Genomic DNA, 16531 nt, shown 5'->3' with positions numbered 1-16531 from the left:
ATTTGCTTATTGCTAGTAGATGGAAAAACAAATATTGGATACCTTGTACGAATAGAGTCAATCAAGTATTTTTAAGGATGAGAAGTGATGAATGGATGTTTATAGCATACAAAAACGAGGCCGATAGAGTTATCAGCCTCGTTGCTCATTATCGAAAATTTTTCGCTTTTTCTTGGTACGTATCCCAAATTCGGTCAAAGTTCTCTTTTTCTTCATCTGTCATTTCCATCATTGGCAGACGTACATTGAGTGTATCAAAGCCTAACTTTGTCATCGCATATTTAATAGGCGATGGGTTCGGTTGAGCGAACAGCGCACGTACTAAAGGTAATAATGCTCGGTGAATTTTGGCTGCTAGCTTATGATTTCCTTCTTCAAACGCTTTAATCATTAATTGCATATCGTTGCCTACAACATGGGCTGCTACAGAAATAACGCCTGCTCCGCCTATGGCCATTAACGGTAATGTTAAACCATCATCCCCACTATACACTAAGAAGTCATCATCTGGATCAATGTTCTCTATAACATCTCCCATCTGATCTAAGTTACCACTCGCTTCTTTAATCCAAGCAATGTTTGGAATCTTGCTTAAAGCAACAGAAGTTTCATAGGCAACATTGACACCTGTACGCCCAGGGACATTATAGAGCATAACAGGTAGACTTGTTTGTTTAGCGATGGTTTCAAAGTGAGCGAAAATACCACGTTGATTCGGCTTATTATAGTATGGAGCTACAAGCATAATACCGTCTGCTCCATTTTCTTCTGCTTTATGAGTCATCGCTATCGAGTAGGCTGTTTCATTGTCCCCTGTACCTGCAATAACGGGTACGCGCCCTGCTACTTTCTCCACTGTAAAGCGCACAACCTCGATTTTTTCCTCAGTAGACATTGTTGGGTTTTCAGAAGTCGTACCACAGGCAACGATACAATCTGTACCGTTGTCTATCAAATGATTAATAATACGTTCTAGTTCTGGATAATTAATCGTGCCATCATCTTTGAACGGCGTAATCATAGCCGTTCCAATTCGACCTAAATTCATCCTTACACCCCTCTTATAGTAAGTTATCCTCAAGCATTGCTTCTGCAATTTGGATAGAGTTTAATGCGGCGCCTTTTAATAAATTGTCAGAAACGATCCATAGATGGAATCCTTTATTGTTGTCTAAATCTTGACGGATACGTCCTACAAAAGTAGCGTCTTCCCCTTCTGCATAAATAGGCATTGGGTAAGTTTGTGTTGCAATATCATCTTGTAATACTACACCTGGTGCATTGCGTAATACGTCAAAAATCTCTTGGATTGACGCTTCTTTCTCTACCTCAATATAAACAGATTCAGAGTGACCTGAAACGACTGGAACACGAACGCAAGTAGCAGCTACTTTTAGCTCTGGTGCATGCATGATTTTTTTCGTCTCATTAATCATTTTCATTTCTTCGTATGTAAATCCATTATCTGTGAATTTATCGATTTGTGGAATGACATTGCGTGCTATTGGGTAATGACGTTTATCACTACCAGACGGCAAAATAGTTGCTTCTACATCTTTACCTGCTTCCCAATTTGCGCTCTGTGCCTTTAATTCTTGAATAGCAGAAATACCTGCTCCTGAAACGGCTTGATATGTTGAAACGATTACTTTCGTTAAACCAAATGCTTTACGAATTGGCTCAAGTGCAGCCACCATTTGAATTGTAGAGCAGTTCGGATTCGCAATAATCCCTTTATGCTTCGCTAAGTCGCCTCGATTCACTTCAGGTACGACAAGCGGTACCTCTGGATCCATACGGAAATGGCTCGTATTATCAATAACTACTGCACCACGCTTAGCTGCCTCTGGTGCAAGCACAGCTGATACTGACCCACCAGCTGAGAATAAAGCGACATTGACGCCTTCGAAAGCTTCAGGTGTCGCTTCTTCAATTGTATATGTTTGACCATTAAATTCGATTGATTTTCCCGCTGAACGAGCAGAGGCTAGAAATTTAATATGCCCAATCGGAAATTTACGTTTAATTAATTGCTCCATCATTTTCGAACCTACTGCTCCTGTTGCCCCAACAACCGCAACTGTTAACTGCTTTGTCATCTGTCATCTCTCCTTGAATACATGTTCCATAATGTGTGCTATTGTATCACAAAAATACTGAAAATTGTGTGTAATCTATGATTTATTTGAAATATTGTATCAACAGCGGTTGTAATTGCTTTTTCTGCGTAATTGCTGCATGAACAGTATCCACCATTTGATCAAAATCAGCAATTAAAGAATTCGGTTTGGAGAGGGGGGCATCCTGACCAAAAGGAATAAAATAAATATTTTTGGCATTCAACAGCTTCATAATGTTTATACCATTTAAACCAAGTGCATCATTTGTTGAAATACCTAATACAACAGGCGATCCATTACGCAATGTTGCCTTCGCTGCCATTAATACGGGACTATCTGTTGCTGCATTCGCAAACTTACTTATGCTATTGCCCGTCATTGGCGCAATCACCATTGCATCTAATGGATTGGATGGACCAAATGGTTCCGCCTCTTTTATAGAAGAAATAACCTTTTCTCCTGTTAATGCTTCTATTTTGGCAATCCACTCCTCTCCAGTACCAAAGCGAGTAGCTGCATGTAAAACGGAGTGAGTAATAATTGGCACAACCGTTGCTCCGACATCAATGAAATTTTGAATTTTAGGTATGACATCTTCATACGTACAATGTGAGGCTGTAATACCTAGCCCAATTCGTTTCCCCGTTAACAATCTTCTTCCTCCTCTATTGCCTTGCACAAGATTGTAGCAGCGTCATGTGCAAAGTATTTCCCAGGCAATGATGGCAATAGTACATACGTTTGTAATTGCTCCGCATCTATATCTAAACAGCCTGGCTCTGAGGCCAAATCATATAAAACTGCTGGAACATGCTCTATAAATGATTCTGTAATCCATTTTGCTGGAATTGTATTGATGAAAATATCATCCGTAATAGACCATCGACGATCATCTAAATTCGTAGCTTTATAGCCATATGCTTTTGCCTCGCTCACTTGTACAACAGAACGTGCAACAATGTGGACATTCGCCCCCATCTTAACTAGTAAAGAGGCGAGCATTTTGGCGATGCGTCCAAAGCCTGCGATTGTAAAATTTTGTCCGTAAATACATTTTTGCTCGAGTCCGTAAAACGTGGCGATAAATCCCTCCGCTGTTAACCGAGCATTTTGCCATATAAACGATTCTTGTTGCAAATAGCAAATGGATTCATTTTTCTCTAGTAATTGCTTCCAATGCATCGTTAATCGGCCTGTATAAAATTTAACTTGTGATATTCCATAGAGCTGCTCAACTTCTATTTTTAATGGAAGAATTGGTAGGATAATTTTATTTGGTTGGTATTCTAAAACCAGTTTATTTAACTCCTCGTTCCAAACGGTCGTTCTTTTATAAAACACTGTTCTCGATGGACTTCTTAGCATTGTCGCTAATTCCTTTAATCGTGAGTCCTCACCGATAACAAGCCATTTTTCGTTTTCCAAAAGCTCACCTCACTGTAAATATTCTGACTGTACTGAAGATGTCTTATTAAATAAAATCCGATCTTCACCAATTAAGATAATTTCGTGCCAAGGTATCATTTCACTAACTTTCATTTTCTTTTTTTGGAATGGTAGTTTATCTTTCACAATTTCAAAGCCATGTATTTTCCCTGTTTGCACATCTAATAGGCATTCTGTATGTGCCAAGATGCCAAAATGTACGCCACCCTCAATTTGAATTAACTCCTTATCCACCATCTCAGATAGTAGCATGCCTCATCTCCCTCCTTGTGCCATTACCTCAATATATGCGAGTTTTTGCAAATCGTGCCCCCTACCAAAAGTAGGAATGTGGTGCATTTCCATCGACATCTGTACGTAGTGTATATACACCGTTATAACGGGTGAGGATTTGTGCATATCCATTTAAGTAATGCCCGTGATAAACCTATCTATGAGCAAATCACGATACAGCTCATAGAGGCCATTCTAGCGAATAAATTACATGCAGGTGATGCACTATCATCTATCCGTGCTCTAGCAAAGGATTTAAAGATCAGTGTCATGACGACCAAATGTGCATACGCCGATATAGAGCGAGATGGCTTCATCAAAACAGTTGCAGGCAAAGGAAGCTTTGTTACAGAGCGCAATCAAAATTTTCTACGCAAGGAACTTCTGCGACAGCTTGAGGAGCATTTGCAAAAGGCCGTAAAAATAGCGAAAACAGCCGGTCTTTCTAATGAAAAATTGCAGGAACTCCTATCTTTAATAGTAGAGGTGGACAATTAAGAGGAATGCCATTGAGATTCATGATTTACATAAGGTCTTTGAAGGCTTTTCTTTAAAAGATGTAAGCTTTTCAGTCCCTCAAGGAACCGTGTAGGCTTTATCTGAGAAAATGGAGCTGGAAAATCCACAACCATAAAATGCATGCTGAACTTACTGAAAAAAGAATATGGCGAAATAATGCTTTTTAATAAAGATCATGTCGAACATGAATTATCGATAAAAAACGACAGCGGAGTCGTATTTGACGATTTACATGTAGCGGAAACGCTAAATGCGACGCAGCTCGACAAAATCATGAAAAGAGTATTTCAAACATGGGATTCAGACTATTATTTTGAACGATTAGCTCAATTTAATGTGCCAAAGAGGAAGAAGGTCAAGGAACTATCAAGGGGCATGAGGATGAAGCTGTCGATTGCATTAGCAATGGCACATCATCCAAAATTATTGTGATTTTAGATGAACCAACAAGTGGATTAGATCCTACTCTTTCGGGATGAAATTTTGGATTTATTTTTAGCATTTATGCAGGATGAAACACATAGCATTTTATTTTCTTCCTATATTATAAGCGATTTAGAAAAAAATGCTGACTATATTAAGTTGATTCATAAAGGTGAAATTTTATTGAGCGAAAGTAAGGATACCCTCTTATAAGATTATGGGATTTTCAAAGGGAATAGTGAGGAAGTAAGGGATTTGCATGCCATTGTGAGAAGACGTCAGGGAGCGTTTGGAATCGAGGCTTTAGTACTTAAACATGAAGTAAATGAGGCTTTCAGGCTTGAAAAACCTTAAATGGCTTCATTTATATACGACGCGAGAAATTTGCTAATCATTCCATCAAAAAATAAAACTATCAATAGCATTTTTGTGAAAGCTGAAAATGGATTTCCGTTGCAGGCTACTTGCTTTCCTGTGGGCGAGCGCCGAGCCGCTTCCTCCGCTACCGCTCCGTTTAGAGGCTCGCCTGTCTCGCTATCCCACGGGAGTCAAGTAGCCTTCCATTCCAACCCACAAACTATTGACTTTTTAGCACAGGTTTTCAAATAAAATATAGGTATTCACTACTTATTTTATGGAGTGGTGTTGTCACTTATCACTTCTTTACATTGAAAATAAGAGCCTAACCTTTCTTTAATCATACAAATAATTTATGGCTAGTATAAAAGATAAAGAAAAGACACTTTTGCACATGGTTGATTGGAGTGGAGCCAGCGTCACTCCTAGGGGATTTAGCGTCACAGGTGAGACCCTGGAGCGAACGCAGTGAGTGAAGCGGCTCATCGGACGCCCCCTGGAAAGGACGCTGACGGAACGGAAATCACCCCCTCACACTGCCAAAGGTTCTTTCCTGCTAGTGACATCACCTTTTTCAACAACATGAAAAAATAGGCTGCCTATTGGCAACCTATTTTTTATCAATTACAACATGGATTAATGTGTCATTGGCAATATCAATCGTAAAGGCTTTGCCAAATCCAACTACATAGCGTCCGTCTAGAGGTGTTAATTCAAATAATGAGAAATCGAGTGAACGTAACATTTCCATCATTTTTGCATTAAATAGTTGATCGAAGGCAGCAAAAATCTCCTCATGACCTTCATTTCCTAAATTTTTAGGCTGACATTGCCAGCGTGCTCTCTCTGTGGCAAATGGATTGGCTGTCACAGCTTCATCTGCTACACAAATTAAATCGACTACTTCTGACTGCTCCATTAACTGGTAATGCTCGGCAATACGACTAATATACACATAAAATTTCCCATTCAAACGTATAAATGGCGTTGTACTACTAAAAGGCTTGCCTTCCCCATCTACAAAGCTTAATACACAATTTTTTTTACCTTGAATAAATGCTTCATAGTTTTGTTTTACTTGTTCAATATCAATTGCTTTTGGCATGCTGTTTCCTCCTATACTTTGACCGTATTTTTTAATTGAATCCGTGGGGCATTGTCCCATGTGACATATTGAATTTCTGCTTCCATACGATAAATTTGTTGGATCATTTGCTCCGTCATGACCTCATCCGGTGTACCCATTTGTGCCCGTAAGCCGTCCTTTACAACAACGATTTGATCGCTATAGCTAGAGGCTTGGTTTAAATCATGGAGCACCATCACAACAGTCATGCCCATATCACGATTAAGCTCTCGCACTAATTCTAGCACTTCATGCTGATGGGCAATATCTAAGAAGGTCGTGGGCTCATCCAATAATAGCACTTGGGGCCGTTGTGCCAATGCCATTGCAATCCACGCACGTTGCGCCTCCCCACCAGATAAAGCGGCAATAGGCTTTTCTTTATAATGTGAGAGGTAGGTTTTTTCCAATGCCCAATCAATTATGGCCTCGTCCTCTGCATTGAGACGCTCAAACCATTTTTTATGTGGATAACGACCATAGGCGACTAAATTTTTGACGGAAATATCGCTCGGTGCTTGATTTTGTTGACTCAGCATACACATTTTGCGTGCGATTTCCTTTGAGGATAATTGACGCATATTTACACCATCAAATAGGATGGTTCCTGCATGATACGGCTGCATCCGTGCGATCGCCTTTAAAATCGTTGACTTACCGGAGCCATTCGGTCCAATAATGGATAAAATTTCGCCCTGTTTCACTTCAAATGAAAAATTATGGACAACTTCCTTTTGTTCATAGCTGATGGATAGCTGATCAATTGTTAACATTAGAACGCCCTCTTTCTCATTAAATATAAGAAGTAAGGTCCACCGAGAACAGCCATTAAAATACCTGCTGGAATATCAAGTGGTGCAAATAATGTCCGTCCACCCGTATCGGCAATCAATAAGACAATAGCCCCCATAGCCATACTCATAGGCAACATGTACTTATAATCGGAGCCAACTAGTAGCCTAGCCATATGTGGGACGATTAATCCGACAAAGCCAATCATGCCAACTGCTGCAACCGAAATTGCTGCTAGAAAGACAGCTAAAATAGATAACATAATACGAATACGGGTCACACTTTCTCCTAAATTGGTTGCGACCTGATCGCCTAAACGAATAATATTAGCTTTTCGAATGGCAAAAATGGATAGAATCCAGCCGATAATGGCATACACATAAATCATATGCAGTGATGCATTTCCTTTTGCTGCAAGACTACCATTCATCCATTGCACAGCTGATGGTAAACGATCACTGTAAAGAATGGATAAGAATCCAATGACTCCACCACACAATGCATTTACGGCTACCCCTGATAAAATAATGGTGATGGGTGTAATGCCTGTACGTCTCCATGCAAGAGCATATACTATGGCTGCTGCAATTAAGCCACCAACAAAAGCTGCAAGCGGAATCAAATGCGTTAGCTCTGGATTAGCTAAAAGAATAAGTAACACAAAGGCCGCTGCCCCACTCGTTACCCCTGTTAACCCAGGATCGGCTAATGGATTGCCCATAACTGCCTGCAATAAGGCACCCGAAATGGCGATACTAGCACCAATAATTAATGCGAGCAGCACGCGCGGTAGGCGAATATCCCAGATGATGGTTGTATAAACACCCTCTTGATCACGTCCATTGATCAGGGTAGATAAAATATCAGGTACGGAAATATGAACACTGCCTAACCCGATCGCTACAATGGCTGCTAAAATCGTTACCACAAAGGTCGTGATAATAATCATGCGACTTCTTGCTGTATGAATCATACCTCTACCTCACGAACTTATTTATAAAAATAATCTGCAATTGTTGTTAGTGCTTTCTCAGCATTTGTAATGGATGTGACACCGAATGTACTATAATCAAGCATATAGATTTTGTCATTTTTATAGGCTGATAATTGTTGCCATGCACTATTCTTTTTAATCTCTTGTTTAAATTTATCTTCATTTGCTCCATGATCACCTGATGCTAAAACAAAAACGATGTCCGGATCAGCTACAACAATATCTTCTAAATTCATTGGCGAATACGTTGATTCTGCTTTTAGCACCGATTTCGCAATATTGTCTGCACCTAATCGTTCTACTAAGCTTCCTAAGTAGGATTGGTCGTTCATTACCATAAAGGAATCAGATGTACCGATGACAAGCATCACAGATGGTAATTCTTTTCCTTGTGCTTTCTCTTCCAATTCTTTTTCTTTTGCTACGAGATTTTGTAAAACCTCATTCATTTTTTCTTCTTTACCAAAGTACGTACCGAGCACTTTAAAGCTTAATTTTAAGTCTTCATATGAATCTGTTGGTAAATAAGCTGTCGGTAAATTCATTCCCTGTAGTGCTTGATCAAGTGAGCTTTGTAATGATGATGCCCCAAGGATTAAGTCTGTTTGTAAGCTTGAAATAACCTCTAAATCGGGCGACATTGGCGAGCCGATTTTTGTAATAGAATCAAAGTCTGCTGGGATAGGGTTTGTCGATGTTGGCACTCCTACTGGTGTGATGTCCAAAAGATGTAACATTTCTGTTAAAGGCACAGATGTCGTGACAATTTTTTCTGGTACTGTTGTTGGGAAGCTTGCTAATGCCTTTTGGAATGCTTCCTCATCGACACCATCTTGAAATGCATCCTTTTGCACATCAGCTGTATCTGCTGTTTCTTGTTGTGTTGTTGCTTCTTCTTTTATTTCTTTGTCAGTACTCTTTTCTTCCTGATCTGCACAACCAGCTAGTGCTAGTGATAATGTCAGGGTACTGACAGCAAGCCATTTTTTCATAAGATAAATATCCTCCAATTTAAATGCGAATGATTTTCAATATCATTCATACTATCAAAGTTAATTGAGAATTTCAATGCTTAATTGAGAGGAAAATAAACATTAAAAAAGGAGAACTTTGAAAATATTCAAAGTTCTCCTCATGTTGTTGAAAAAAGATCATGTCAAAGGCAGAAAAAGCAACTTTGCAAGGGGAGGGGTTGATTTCCGTTCCGCCAGCGTCCTTTCCAGGGGGCGTCCGATGAGCCGCTTCACTCACTTACGCTCGCTCCACGGTCTCACCTGTGAAGCTAAATCCTCTAGGAGTGACGCTGGCTCCACTCCAATCAACCATTCTGCAAAGTGTCTTTACTTTTTTTCATAGTAACATAGCGATTAAATAGTCCGTTATTTGTATTCTTAGAGGGAATAAGCTCTTATTTTCAATGTGGAGAGGTGGTGCGTGACAACACCTCTCCATAAAAAGTAGTGAACACCTTCACTTTATTTGAAAACCTTTGCTAAAAAGGTAACACTTTTGGGGGTTGGAGTGGAAGGCTACTTGACTCCCGTGGGATAGCGAGACAGGCGAGCCTCTAAACGGAGGAATAGCGGAGGAGGCGGCTCGGGGTGCTCGCCCACAGGAAAGCAAGTAGCCGGCAACGGAAATCCATTTCTACCTTTCAATTGACTGTTTTGTTTTTCAACACTAAAAGGAGAACCTTGGAAATATTCAAAGTTCTCCTTTTTACTATAATGAATAAATTGTTATAACTTGGATAATTAGTATCATTTTAAGCTCTTTTATTCGCTTGGGCCAATAATCGAGATAGCTGGTTCGGCTTTTAAAATTTTGGCAATTAGTCGATCTACTGACTCCATGGATACAGCATCTATAGATGCAAGTACCTCGTCTACAGTACGATGCTTACGATGCACCAGCTCACTTGTCCCATTGCGATTCATACGGGCCCCTGTGCCTTCTAAACCAAGGACAAAGCTACCTTTCAGCTGCTCTTTTGCATTATCAAGCTCTTCTGCTGTGATGCCACCAGCGACAATGTCCAGTAAAGTAGCATCAATGGTATGCTGAAGCTGAGCTAATTGCTGGCGACTAGTACTACCATAAATCGTAAACGCGCCAACATCGGCATAACAGGATTGGTAGGAAAAGATAGAATAAGCTAACCCACGTTCCTCTCGTACTTCTTGAAATAATCGAGAACTCATATTGCCCCCAATAATACTATTCAGTGCAATAAAACTATACATATCTGGATCTTTCACACCAATTGCTGGATATGAAATCGCAAGATGTGCTTGCTCGGTATCACGAATTTTCGTCATTTCTCCTGGATAAAATGCAGGATTTGTCAGTACAGGCGCAATCGCTTGTGGAGAAGGTTGGTAGTGTCCAAATAAATCTTCAATCGTTTGCATAAGCTGAGCTGAAATATTCCCCGCAATGGATATAACAACAGATTCTGGACCATAATGTTTGTCCATATAATGTCGTATGGCGTCAGCTGTAAAAGTCTTTAATGTCTCAGCAGTTCCTAATATCGGACGACCAAGTGCATCATTCGGATACATGACACTCCACAGTTTTTCATGAACATCATCATCAGGCGCATCTTCACTCATTAATATTTCTTCTAATACCACTTGTCGCTCTTTTTCTAATTCTTCTTCCGCAAACGTAGAATGAAAAAACATATCTGCTAGTATTGTGACAGCAAGCTCTGCATGATGATCTAAAACTTTTGCATAATAACATGTATTTTCTTTCGATGTGAAGGCATTTAACTCTCCGCCAATTCGATCAAATTCTTCAGCAATTTGACGGGCTGAGCGAGTTGTTGTTCCTTTAAACAACATATGTTCAATAAAATGTGTGATGCCATTTTCTTCTGGTAGCTCATAGCGAGAACCTGCATTCACAAAAATACCTAATGCAACAGACCTCACATGATCTATATGCTCTGATACTAGCCGAACACCGTTTTGACATGTATGTACTTGAACCAAAAAATCTCCCCCAATTATAAAAATTCTCTACTAGTCTTTTTGCTACTATTTAAAAAGGCTGCGCAATCATACGCAGCCTTTGGAATCATTATTATTTTTCTTGTTCAGCGCGTTCTTTTTCCTCTTGTATTACTACTTTACGAGATAAATTCACACGACCTTGCTTGTCAATTTCAATAACCTTCACAAGTAATTGATCGCCAAGTTTTAAGACATCTTCCACTTGCTTTGTACGTTCCTCTTGAATTTCGGAAATGTGTAGCAAACCATCTTTTCCTGGGAAGATCTCACAAAATGCACCGAATTTTTCAATACGTTTCACAGTCGATAAGTAATATTCCCCTACTTTTGCTTCCCGTACGATATCTTCAATAATTTGTTTTGCACGTGCATTCATTTCCTCATTTGCAGAAGAAATGTAGATTGTACCATCTTGTTCTGTATCAATCTTAACGCCTGTCTCTTCAATAATTTTGTTAATTTGTTTACCACCAGGTCCAATCACATCACGAATTTTATCTGGATTAATTTTCACGATGACAATTTTCGGTGCAAATTCAGACAATTTTTCACGAGGTTCAGCAAGTGTTGCAAGCATTGACTCTAGAATATGCATACGACCAACTTTCGCTTGTGTCAGTGCTTCTTCTAAAATATTGCGAGATAAACCGTCGATTTTAATGTCCATTTGTAGTGCTGTTACACCTTTAGCTGTACCAGCAACTTTAAAGTCCATATCCCCTAAATGGTCTTCCATCCCTTGAATATCCGTTAAAATGGAATAGTGCTCGCCTTTTTTGATAAGACCCATTGCAATACCTGCAACTGGTGCTTTTAATGGTACACCTGCATCCATCATGGCTAATGTAGATGCACAGATAGAAGCTTGTGAAGTGGATCCGTTTGATTCAAGTACTTCAGATACACAACGAATTGTATATGGGAAAGCCGATTCATCTGGAATAACAGCTTCAAGTGCACGCTCACCTAACGCACCATGACCAATTTCACGACGGCCTGGACCACGGATTGGACCTGTTTCCCCTACAGAGAATTGAGGGAAGTTGTAATGGTGCATAAAGCGTTTTGATTCTTCAACACCTAAGCCATCAATAATTTGTACATCACCTAGCGCCCCTAGTGTACATATAGATAGGGCTTGTGTTTGTCCACGTGTAAATAGACCAGAACCGTGTGTACGTTGTAATAAGCCTGTTTCAGAAGAAAGTGGTCGAATTTCGTCGAGCTTACGACCATCTGGACGAATCTTATCTTCCGTGATTTGACGACGCACTTCTTCTTTTACCATTTTATCAAGAATGTTATACACTTGTTTCATTGTTTCATCGTCTGCTTCTTGTTCTTCATAGGAAGCGATAACACGATCTTTTACAGCTTGAATGGCCTCATCACGCGCATGTTTCTCCGCAGTTTGAATCGCATCATGCATATCAGTCTCACAAGCTGCTTTTATATCGGCTTGAATCGCTTCGTCAATCTCAAATAATGTCACTGGTAACTTTTCTTTACCTACCTCTGCCACAATTTGTTCTTGGAAAGCAATGATTTTTTTGATTTCTTCATGACCGAACATAATAGCTTCTAACATGATTTCTTCTGGCACTTCAAGTGCGCCCGCTTCAACCATATTGATAGCATCTTTATTGCCTGCTACAGATAAATGAATTGTTGAGTGATTCGATTGCTCCACTGTCGGGTTAACGATGAATTCTCCGTCAATATAACCTACTTGTACACCTGCTATTGGTCCATCAAATGGAATATCAGAAATAGCTAATGCTAATGATGAACCTACCATCGCTGCCATTTCAGATGTACAGTCAGGATCATTGGACATAACCATCGAAATGACTTGTACCTCGTTACGGAAACCATCTGGGAACATCGGACGAATTGGACGATCGATTAAACGGCTTGCTAAAATCGCCTTTTCAGATGGACGCCCTTCACGCTTAATAAAGCCGCCAGGAATTTTACCTGCAGCATATAGACGTTCTTCATAGTTAACTGTTAATGGGAAGAAATCAAGTGGTTTTGGTGATTTTGACATTGTTGCTGTAGCAAGTACAGAAGTATCGCCATAGCGTACTAATGCGGCTCCGTTTGCTTGTTTTGCTAACTGTCCAACTTCAATTACAAGTGGACGGCCAGCCCATTCATAGGAATAGACTTTCTTTTCGTTCATTCAATGAACCCCTCTCTATTATAAAAACACTTACTTCGTCTGTATGTACTAATAGTAAGTGTACCAAAAATGCTTGTTCTATGCTAAATAATATTTCATGAAATAATCATACATTTAAATTCAGTTATTGCCAATTTATTTAAGATTTATTTCTATATTTTATTGAAAAAGCATTTTTTACATTGGTATACGGATTTTCAATGGATTCCTACCAAAAGGTACAAGCTTAAATATCAATTTATGATAACATTGCGCTCATCATACAACATCTTATCAGTATAAAGAAAGTCACATAGCAAGTAAAGCTAAAACAAAAATAGAGGTACTATCAATCATACCCTGTAACGATTTGCTACAGGGTATTTGATCTTAGTGTTGAAAAACAAAACCATCCATAGAATTTTTGTGAAAGGTGAAAGTAGATTTCCGTTGCAGGCTACTTGCTTTCCTGTAGGCGAGCGCCAAGCCGCTTCCTCCACTCCAATCCATAAAAATGTTCACTTTTTAGCGAAGGTTCGAGTGAAGATGTTCACTACTTATTTTACAGAGAGGTGTTGTCACGCATCACCTCGCCACATTGAAAATAAGAGCCTATTCTCTCTAATAATATAAATGAAGGGCAATTTTGTTCAGGAAAAGACACTTTTGCAGAATGGTTGATTGGAGTGGAGCCAGCGTCACTCCTAGGGGATTTAGCGTCATAGCTGAGACCCTGGAGCGAACGCAGTGAGTAAAGCGGCTCATCGGACGCCCCCTGGAAAGGACGCTGGCGGAACGGAAATCAACCCCTCGCCTTGCGAAAGGTTCTTTTTCTGCTATTGCTATCACCTTTTTTCAACAACATAATCAAATACCCTGTAACGATTTGCTACAGGGTATTTGATTTTATGAAATCGTAAGTTATGTAGTTTTCGTCATGGAGTGCATTGTATTTTTTTCTAGCTTCATTTTTTTGCTTATGATAGGCATTACGAAGCGGTCAAGTCCAAATTTCCCAGCATTATAGCCTGCCACAACGATAAAGATCGCCAATAGAATATCAAATGGATTACTAGAAATCGTACCAGCTAGCAAGAAGGCAAAATTCATAACCATTCCAAAAAATGCTGCATATGTAGTTAAGCACCCTAGTATTAAGCCAAGACCGACAAGGAATTCTCCCCAAGGAATGACCACATTAAATATTTCAGCATTTGGTAAGGCAAATGACTCTATAAATTTTACATATGTAGGATATACCACTTTTTCTCCACTCATGACAGGATTCTCTGATGCAAATGTTAAAAACCCTGAGGCATCAAATCCATTCGTCAATTTACTCCAACCTGCTGTCAGCCAATGCCAGCCCAAGTAAATACGCACGGCTGTTAGAATAGCAGCAACAATGTTATTCTCTCTTAAAAATGTATTAAACATTAACCAATCCCTACTCTCCATTTTTTACTTTTCACAACGGTCTTCAATAAATCTATAGAGATCAGCTATTCTCCACACTTACACCCTGTTGTCCTTCGTAGATTGTGAACATTTTATAACTGACTATTCATTCGTAAACGAAAAAACAACCACTATTCAATTCGTTCAATGCATTGAGCAGCAACAAAGATAGACTATCGCATAGTTTTTGAATTTGGTTGCGAAATGTGATTAGAATATACCATCCTTTTCAACCATACTAAATTGTTTTGGTGATTCGTTCATCGTTGTGTAATAAAGTTATGGCTTATTGTTGAACAACATAAAATAATAGACGAGAATAAACCTGCATTATGAACAATACGCTGCATATATGTCGCAAGTTTCAACCATAAAAAAAGACTGTAGACAAACTAAAATTTGTCTACAGTCTAATACAGCTATACTTACGCTTTGAATTAGCGACGTAAGCCTAAACGGTTGATTAGTTCACGGTAACGTTGTACGTCTGTTTCACGAAGATATTTTAATAAGTGACGACGACGACCTACCATTTTAAGAAGACCACGCTCAGAGTGGAAATCTTTTTTGTGTGTACGTAAGTGAGCATTTAGAGCGTTGATTTCCTCTGTTAATACTGCAACTTGTACTTCTGGTGAACCAGTGTCACTTTCGTGAGTACGGTACTCAGCGATAATTTCGTTTTTACGTTCTTTTGTAATAGCCATTTGAATGGACCTCCTAAAATATAATGAATCCCCATTAGCACAGTAAACGTTGGAGTCATCGATATACCGAGCTAAGGTTAAGCATTTATGCACTTATGAATGTTACCATAAATCATTTGATCAAGCAAGTAAAACGTCATCTAGAACGTTGTCATCACAATCATGCTGTGACGCTTACAAATCGTTAAAGTATCGGATAGCTTCTTGTTTATCCTTTTCGATTTGCGCTTTCAACGCCTCAATCCCATCGAATTTTCGTTCGCTTCGAATCCGTTTGTACCAAGCTACATGTACTTCTTCACCATAAATATTTTTATCAAAGTTTAAAATATGGACTTCAATCGATAATTGCTTATCATTTGGATCTTTGAAAGTTGGTTTGTAGCCAACATTACAAACACCGTCATACCAGTTATTTTGCACGAGTAGACGAACAGCATAAACACCACTTGCTGGAATAAAAGTGCCTTCTAAAGCTTGGACATTTGCTGTAGGGAAGCCAATAGTACGTCCTCGTTTATCACCATGTACAACAATTCCATTGATTTCAAATGGTCTGCCTAGTAGTATTGTAGCTTCTTCCATATCGCCCTCTTGTAGTAGCTTGCGGATACGGGTAGAGCTGATTTTCTCAACATCGTCTGTTTTCTTCTCCACAATGGTTACACCATACTCACCATTACTTAATGCGCGCATATCGTCCATAGTTCCTTTTCCGAATGCCCCAAACGAATAATCAAAGCCAGCTGTAACATGTTGAATATTTAATCCACGAATAAAAGTATCAATAAATGCTGCTGGTGAAAGCTTAGCAAAATCAGAGGTGAAATGGACAACAAACACCGTATCCACACCCTGTTCTTCAAAGAGCTGTAATTTCTGTTGTAAGAGTGTAATATAAAAAACTTTTTCATTACGTCCACCAAGAACTAATGAAGGATGTGGATCAAATGTCATCACTGCAGTCGGAATTTGCCGCTTATTTCCCTCTTCCTTCGCTGTCTTGATAACTGCCTGATGCCCTCTATGTACACCATCGAAAAAGCCAAGAGCAAGCGAATATGGCTGCATGCTTTCTCGTTGCTGTAATTGATGTGGGTATTTTAAATGAATGACCTCCATTGAAAAATCC

Annotated in this window: 16 protein-coding genes; 2 read left to right on the top strand and 14 right to left on the bottom strand. The window is 39.4% G+C overall.

Annotated features, from left to right (window positions below; translation table 11 throughout):
* Nucleotides 1–148 precede the first annotated feature (148 nt).
* From dapA to V6670_RS05555, 5 genes are all read right to left on the bottom strand, one after another.
* Nucleotides 149–1048 (bottom strand): 4-hydroxy-tetrahydrodipicolinate synthase, encoded by a 900-nt coding sequence (gene dapA, locus V6670_RS05575; RefSeq protein WP_058843932.1) that lies wholly within the window; start codon nt 1046–1048, stop codon nt 149–151.
* Nucleotides 1049–1061: 13 nt separating this feature from the next.
* Complete coding sequence (locus V6670_RS05570; RefSeq protein WP_058843933.1) at nt 1062–2099, bottom strand: aspartate-semialdehyde dehydrogenase; 1038 nt, start codon at nt 2097–2099, stop codon at nt 1062–1064.
* An 82-nt stretch (nt 2100–2181) separates the two neighbouring features.
* Nucleotides 2182–2772, bottom strand: a complete 591-nt coding sequence (locus tag V6670_RS05565; protein ID WP_089932009.1) for a dipicolinate synthase subunit B — start codon at nt 2770–2772, stop codon at nt 2182–2184.
* The gene (locus V6670_RS05560; RefSeq protein WP_036121339.1) at nt 2766–3545 is read right to left on the bottom strand and encodes an NAD(P)-dependent oxidoreductase; all 780 of its coding nucleotides are present in this window, start codon (nt 3543–3545) and stop codon (nt 2766–2768) included. Before V6670_RS05560 ends, V6670_RS05565 begins: the two co-directional genes overlap by 7 nt.
* A gap of 9 nt (nt 3546–3554) precedes the next feature.
* On the bottom strand, nt 3555–3818 hold the full coding sequence (locus tag V6670_RS05555) for a sporulation protein, YlmC/YmxH family (protein WP_036121342.1): 264 nt from the start codon (nt 3816–3818) through the stop codon (nt 3555–3557).
* Nucleotides 3819–3959: 141 nt separating this feature from the next.
* On the opposite strand from V6670_RS05555, the gene V6670_RS05550 reads away from it, so the two are divergent.
* Nucleotides 3960–4337, top strand: a complete 378-nt coding sequence (locus V6670_RS05550; protein WP_338653028.1) for a GntR family transcriptional regulator — start codon at nt 3960–3962, stop codon at nt 4335–4337.
* 141 nt (nt 4338–4478) lie between these two features.
* Complete coding sequence (locus tag V6670_RS05545; RefSeq protein ID WP_338653026.1) at nt 4479–4790, top strand: ATP-binding cassette domain-containing protein; 312 nt, start codon at nt 4479–4481, stop codon at nt 4788–4790.
* 958 nt (nt 4791–5748) lie between these two features.
* Here V6670_RS05545 and V6670_RS05540 read toward each other — a convergent pair.
* From V6670_RS05540 to ribF, 9 genes are all read right to left on the bottom strand, one after another.
* Entirely contained in the window at nt 5749–6243 is a 495-nt protein-coding gene (locus V6670_RS05540; RefSeq protein ID WP_036121345.1) for a pyridoxamine 5'-phosphate oxidase family protein, read from the bottom strand.
* Nucleotides 6244–6254: 11 nt separating this feature from the next.
* Nucleotides 6255–7037, bottom strand: a complete 783-nt coding sequence (locus V6670_RS05535) for an ABC transporter ATP-binding protein (protein WP_089932007.1) — start codon at nt 7035–7037, stop codon at nt 6255–6257.
* Nucleotides 7037–8029: an iron ABC transporter permease gene (locus tag V6670_RS05530; protein ID WP_036121351.1), complete on the bottom strand. Its 993-nt coding sequence runs from the start codon at nt 8027–8029 to the stop codon at nt 7037–7039. The genes V6670_RS05535 and V6670_RS05530 overlap by 1 nt, the downstream gene beginning before the upstream one ends.
* 17 nt (nt 8030–8046) lie before the next feature.
* The gene (locus tag V6670_RS05525; RefSeq protein WP_141903483.1) at nt 8047–9042 is read right to left on the bottom strand and encodes an ABC transporter substrate-binding protein; all 996 of its coding nucleotides are present in this window, start codon (nt 9040–9042) and stop codon (nt 8047–8049) included.
* Nucleotides 9043–9825: 783 nt separating this feature from the next.
* Nucleotides 9826–11049, bottom strand: a complete 1224-nt coding sequence (locus V6670_RS05520) for a pitrilysin family protein (RefSeq protein ID WP_141903482.1) — start codon at nt 11047–11049, stop codon at nt 9826–9828.
* A gap of 91 nt (nt 11050–11140) precedes the next feature.
* Nucleotides 11141–13255: a polyribonucleotide nucleotidyltransferase gene (gene pnp / locus V6670_RS05515; RefSeq protein WP_338653018.1), complete on the bottom strand. Its 2115-nt coding sequence runs from the start codon at nt 13253–13255 to the stop codon at nt 11141–11143.
* Nucleotides 13256–14155: 900 nt separating this feature from the next.
* Nucleotides 14156–14671, bottom strand: coding sequence for a DoxX family protein (locus V6670_RS05510; RefSeq protein WP_036121376.1), 516 nt, complete (start codon nt 14669–14671; stop codon nt 14156–14158).
* Nucleotides 14672–15129: 458 nt separating this feature from the next.
* Nucleotides 15130–15399 (bottom strand): 30S ribosomal protein S15, encoded by a 270-nt coding sequence (gene rpsO / locus V6670_RS05505; RefSeq protein ID WP_036121378.1) that lies wholly within the window; start codon nt 15397–15399, stop codon nt 15130–15132.
* A gap of 174 nt (nt 15400–15573) precedes the next feature.
* Entirely contained in the window at nt 15574–16521 is a 948-nt protein-coding gene (gene ribF / locus V6670_RS05500; RefSeq protein ID WP_141903479.1) for a riboflavin biosynthesis protein RibF, read from the bottom strand.
* Between the last annotated feature and the right edge of the window lie 10 nt (nt 16522–16531).

This window comes from Lysinibacillus sp. Y5S-8, from assembly GCF_036894365.1.
Classification (GTDB): domain Bacteria; phylum Bacillota; class Bacilli; order Bacillales_A; family Planococcaceae; genus Lysinibacillus; species Lysinibacillus fusiformis_D.
Note: the sequence above shows the minus strand (reverse complement) of the source record. Positions and strands in the feature narration are given on the sequence as shown.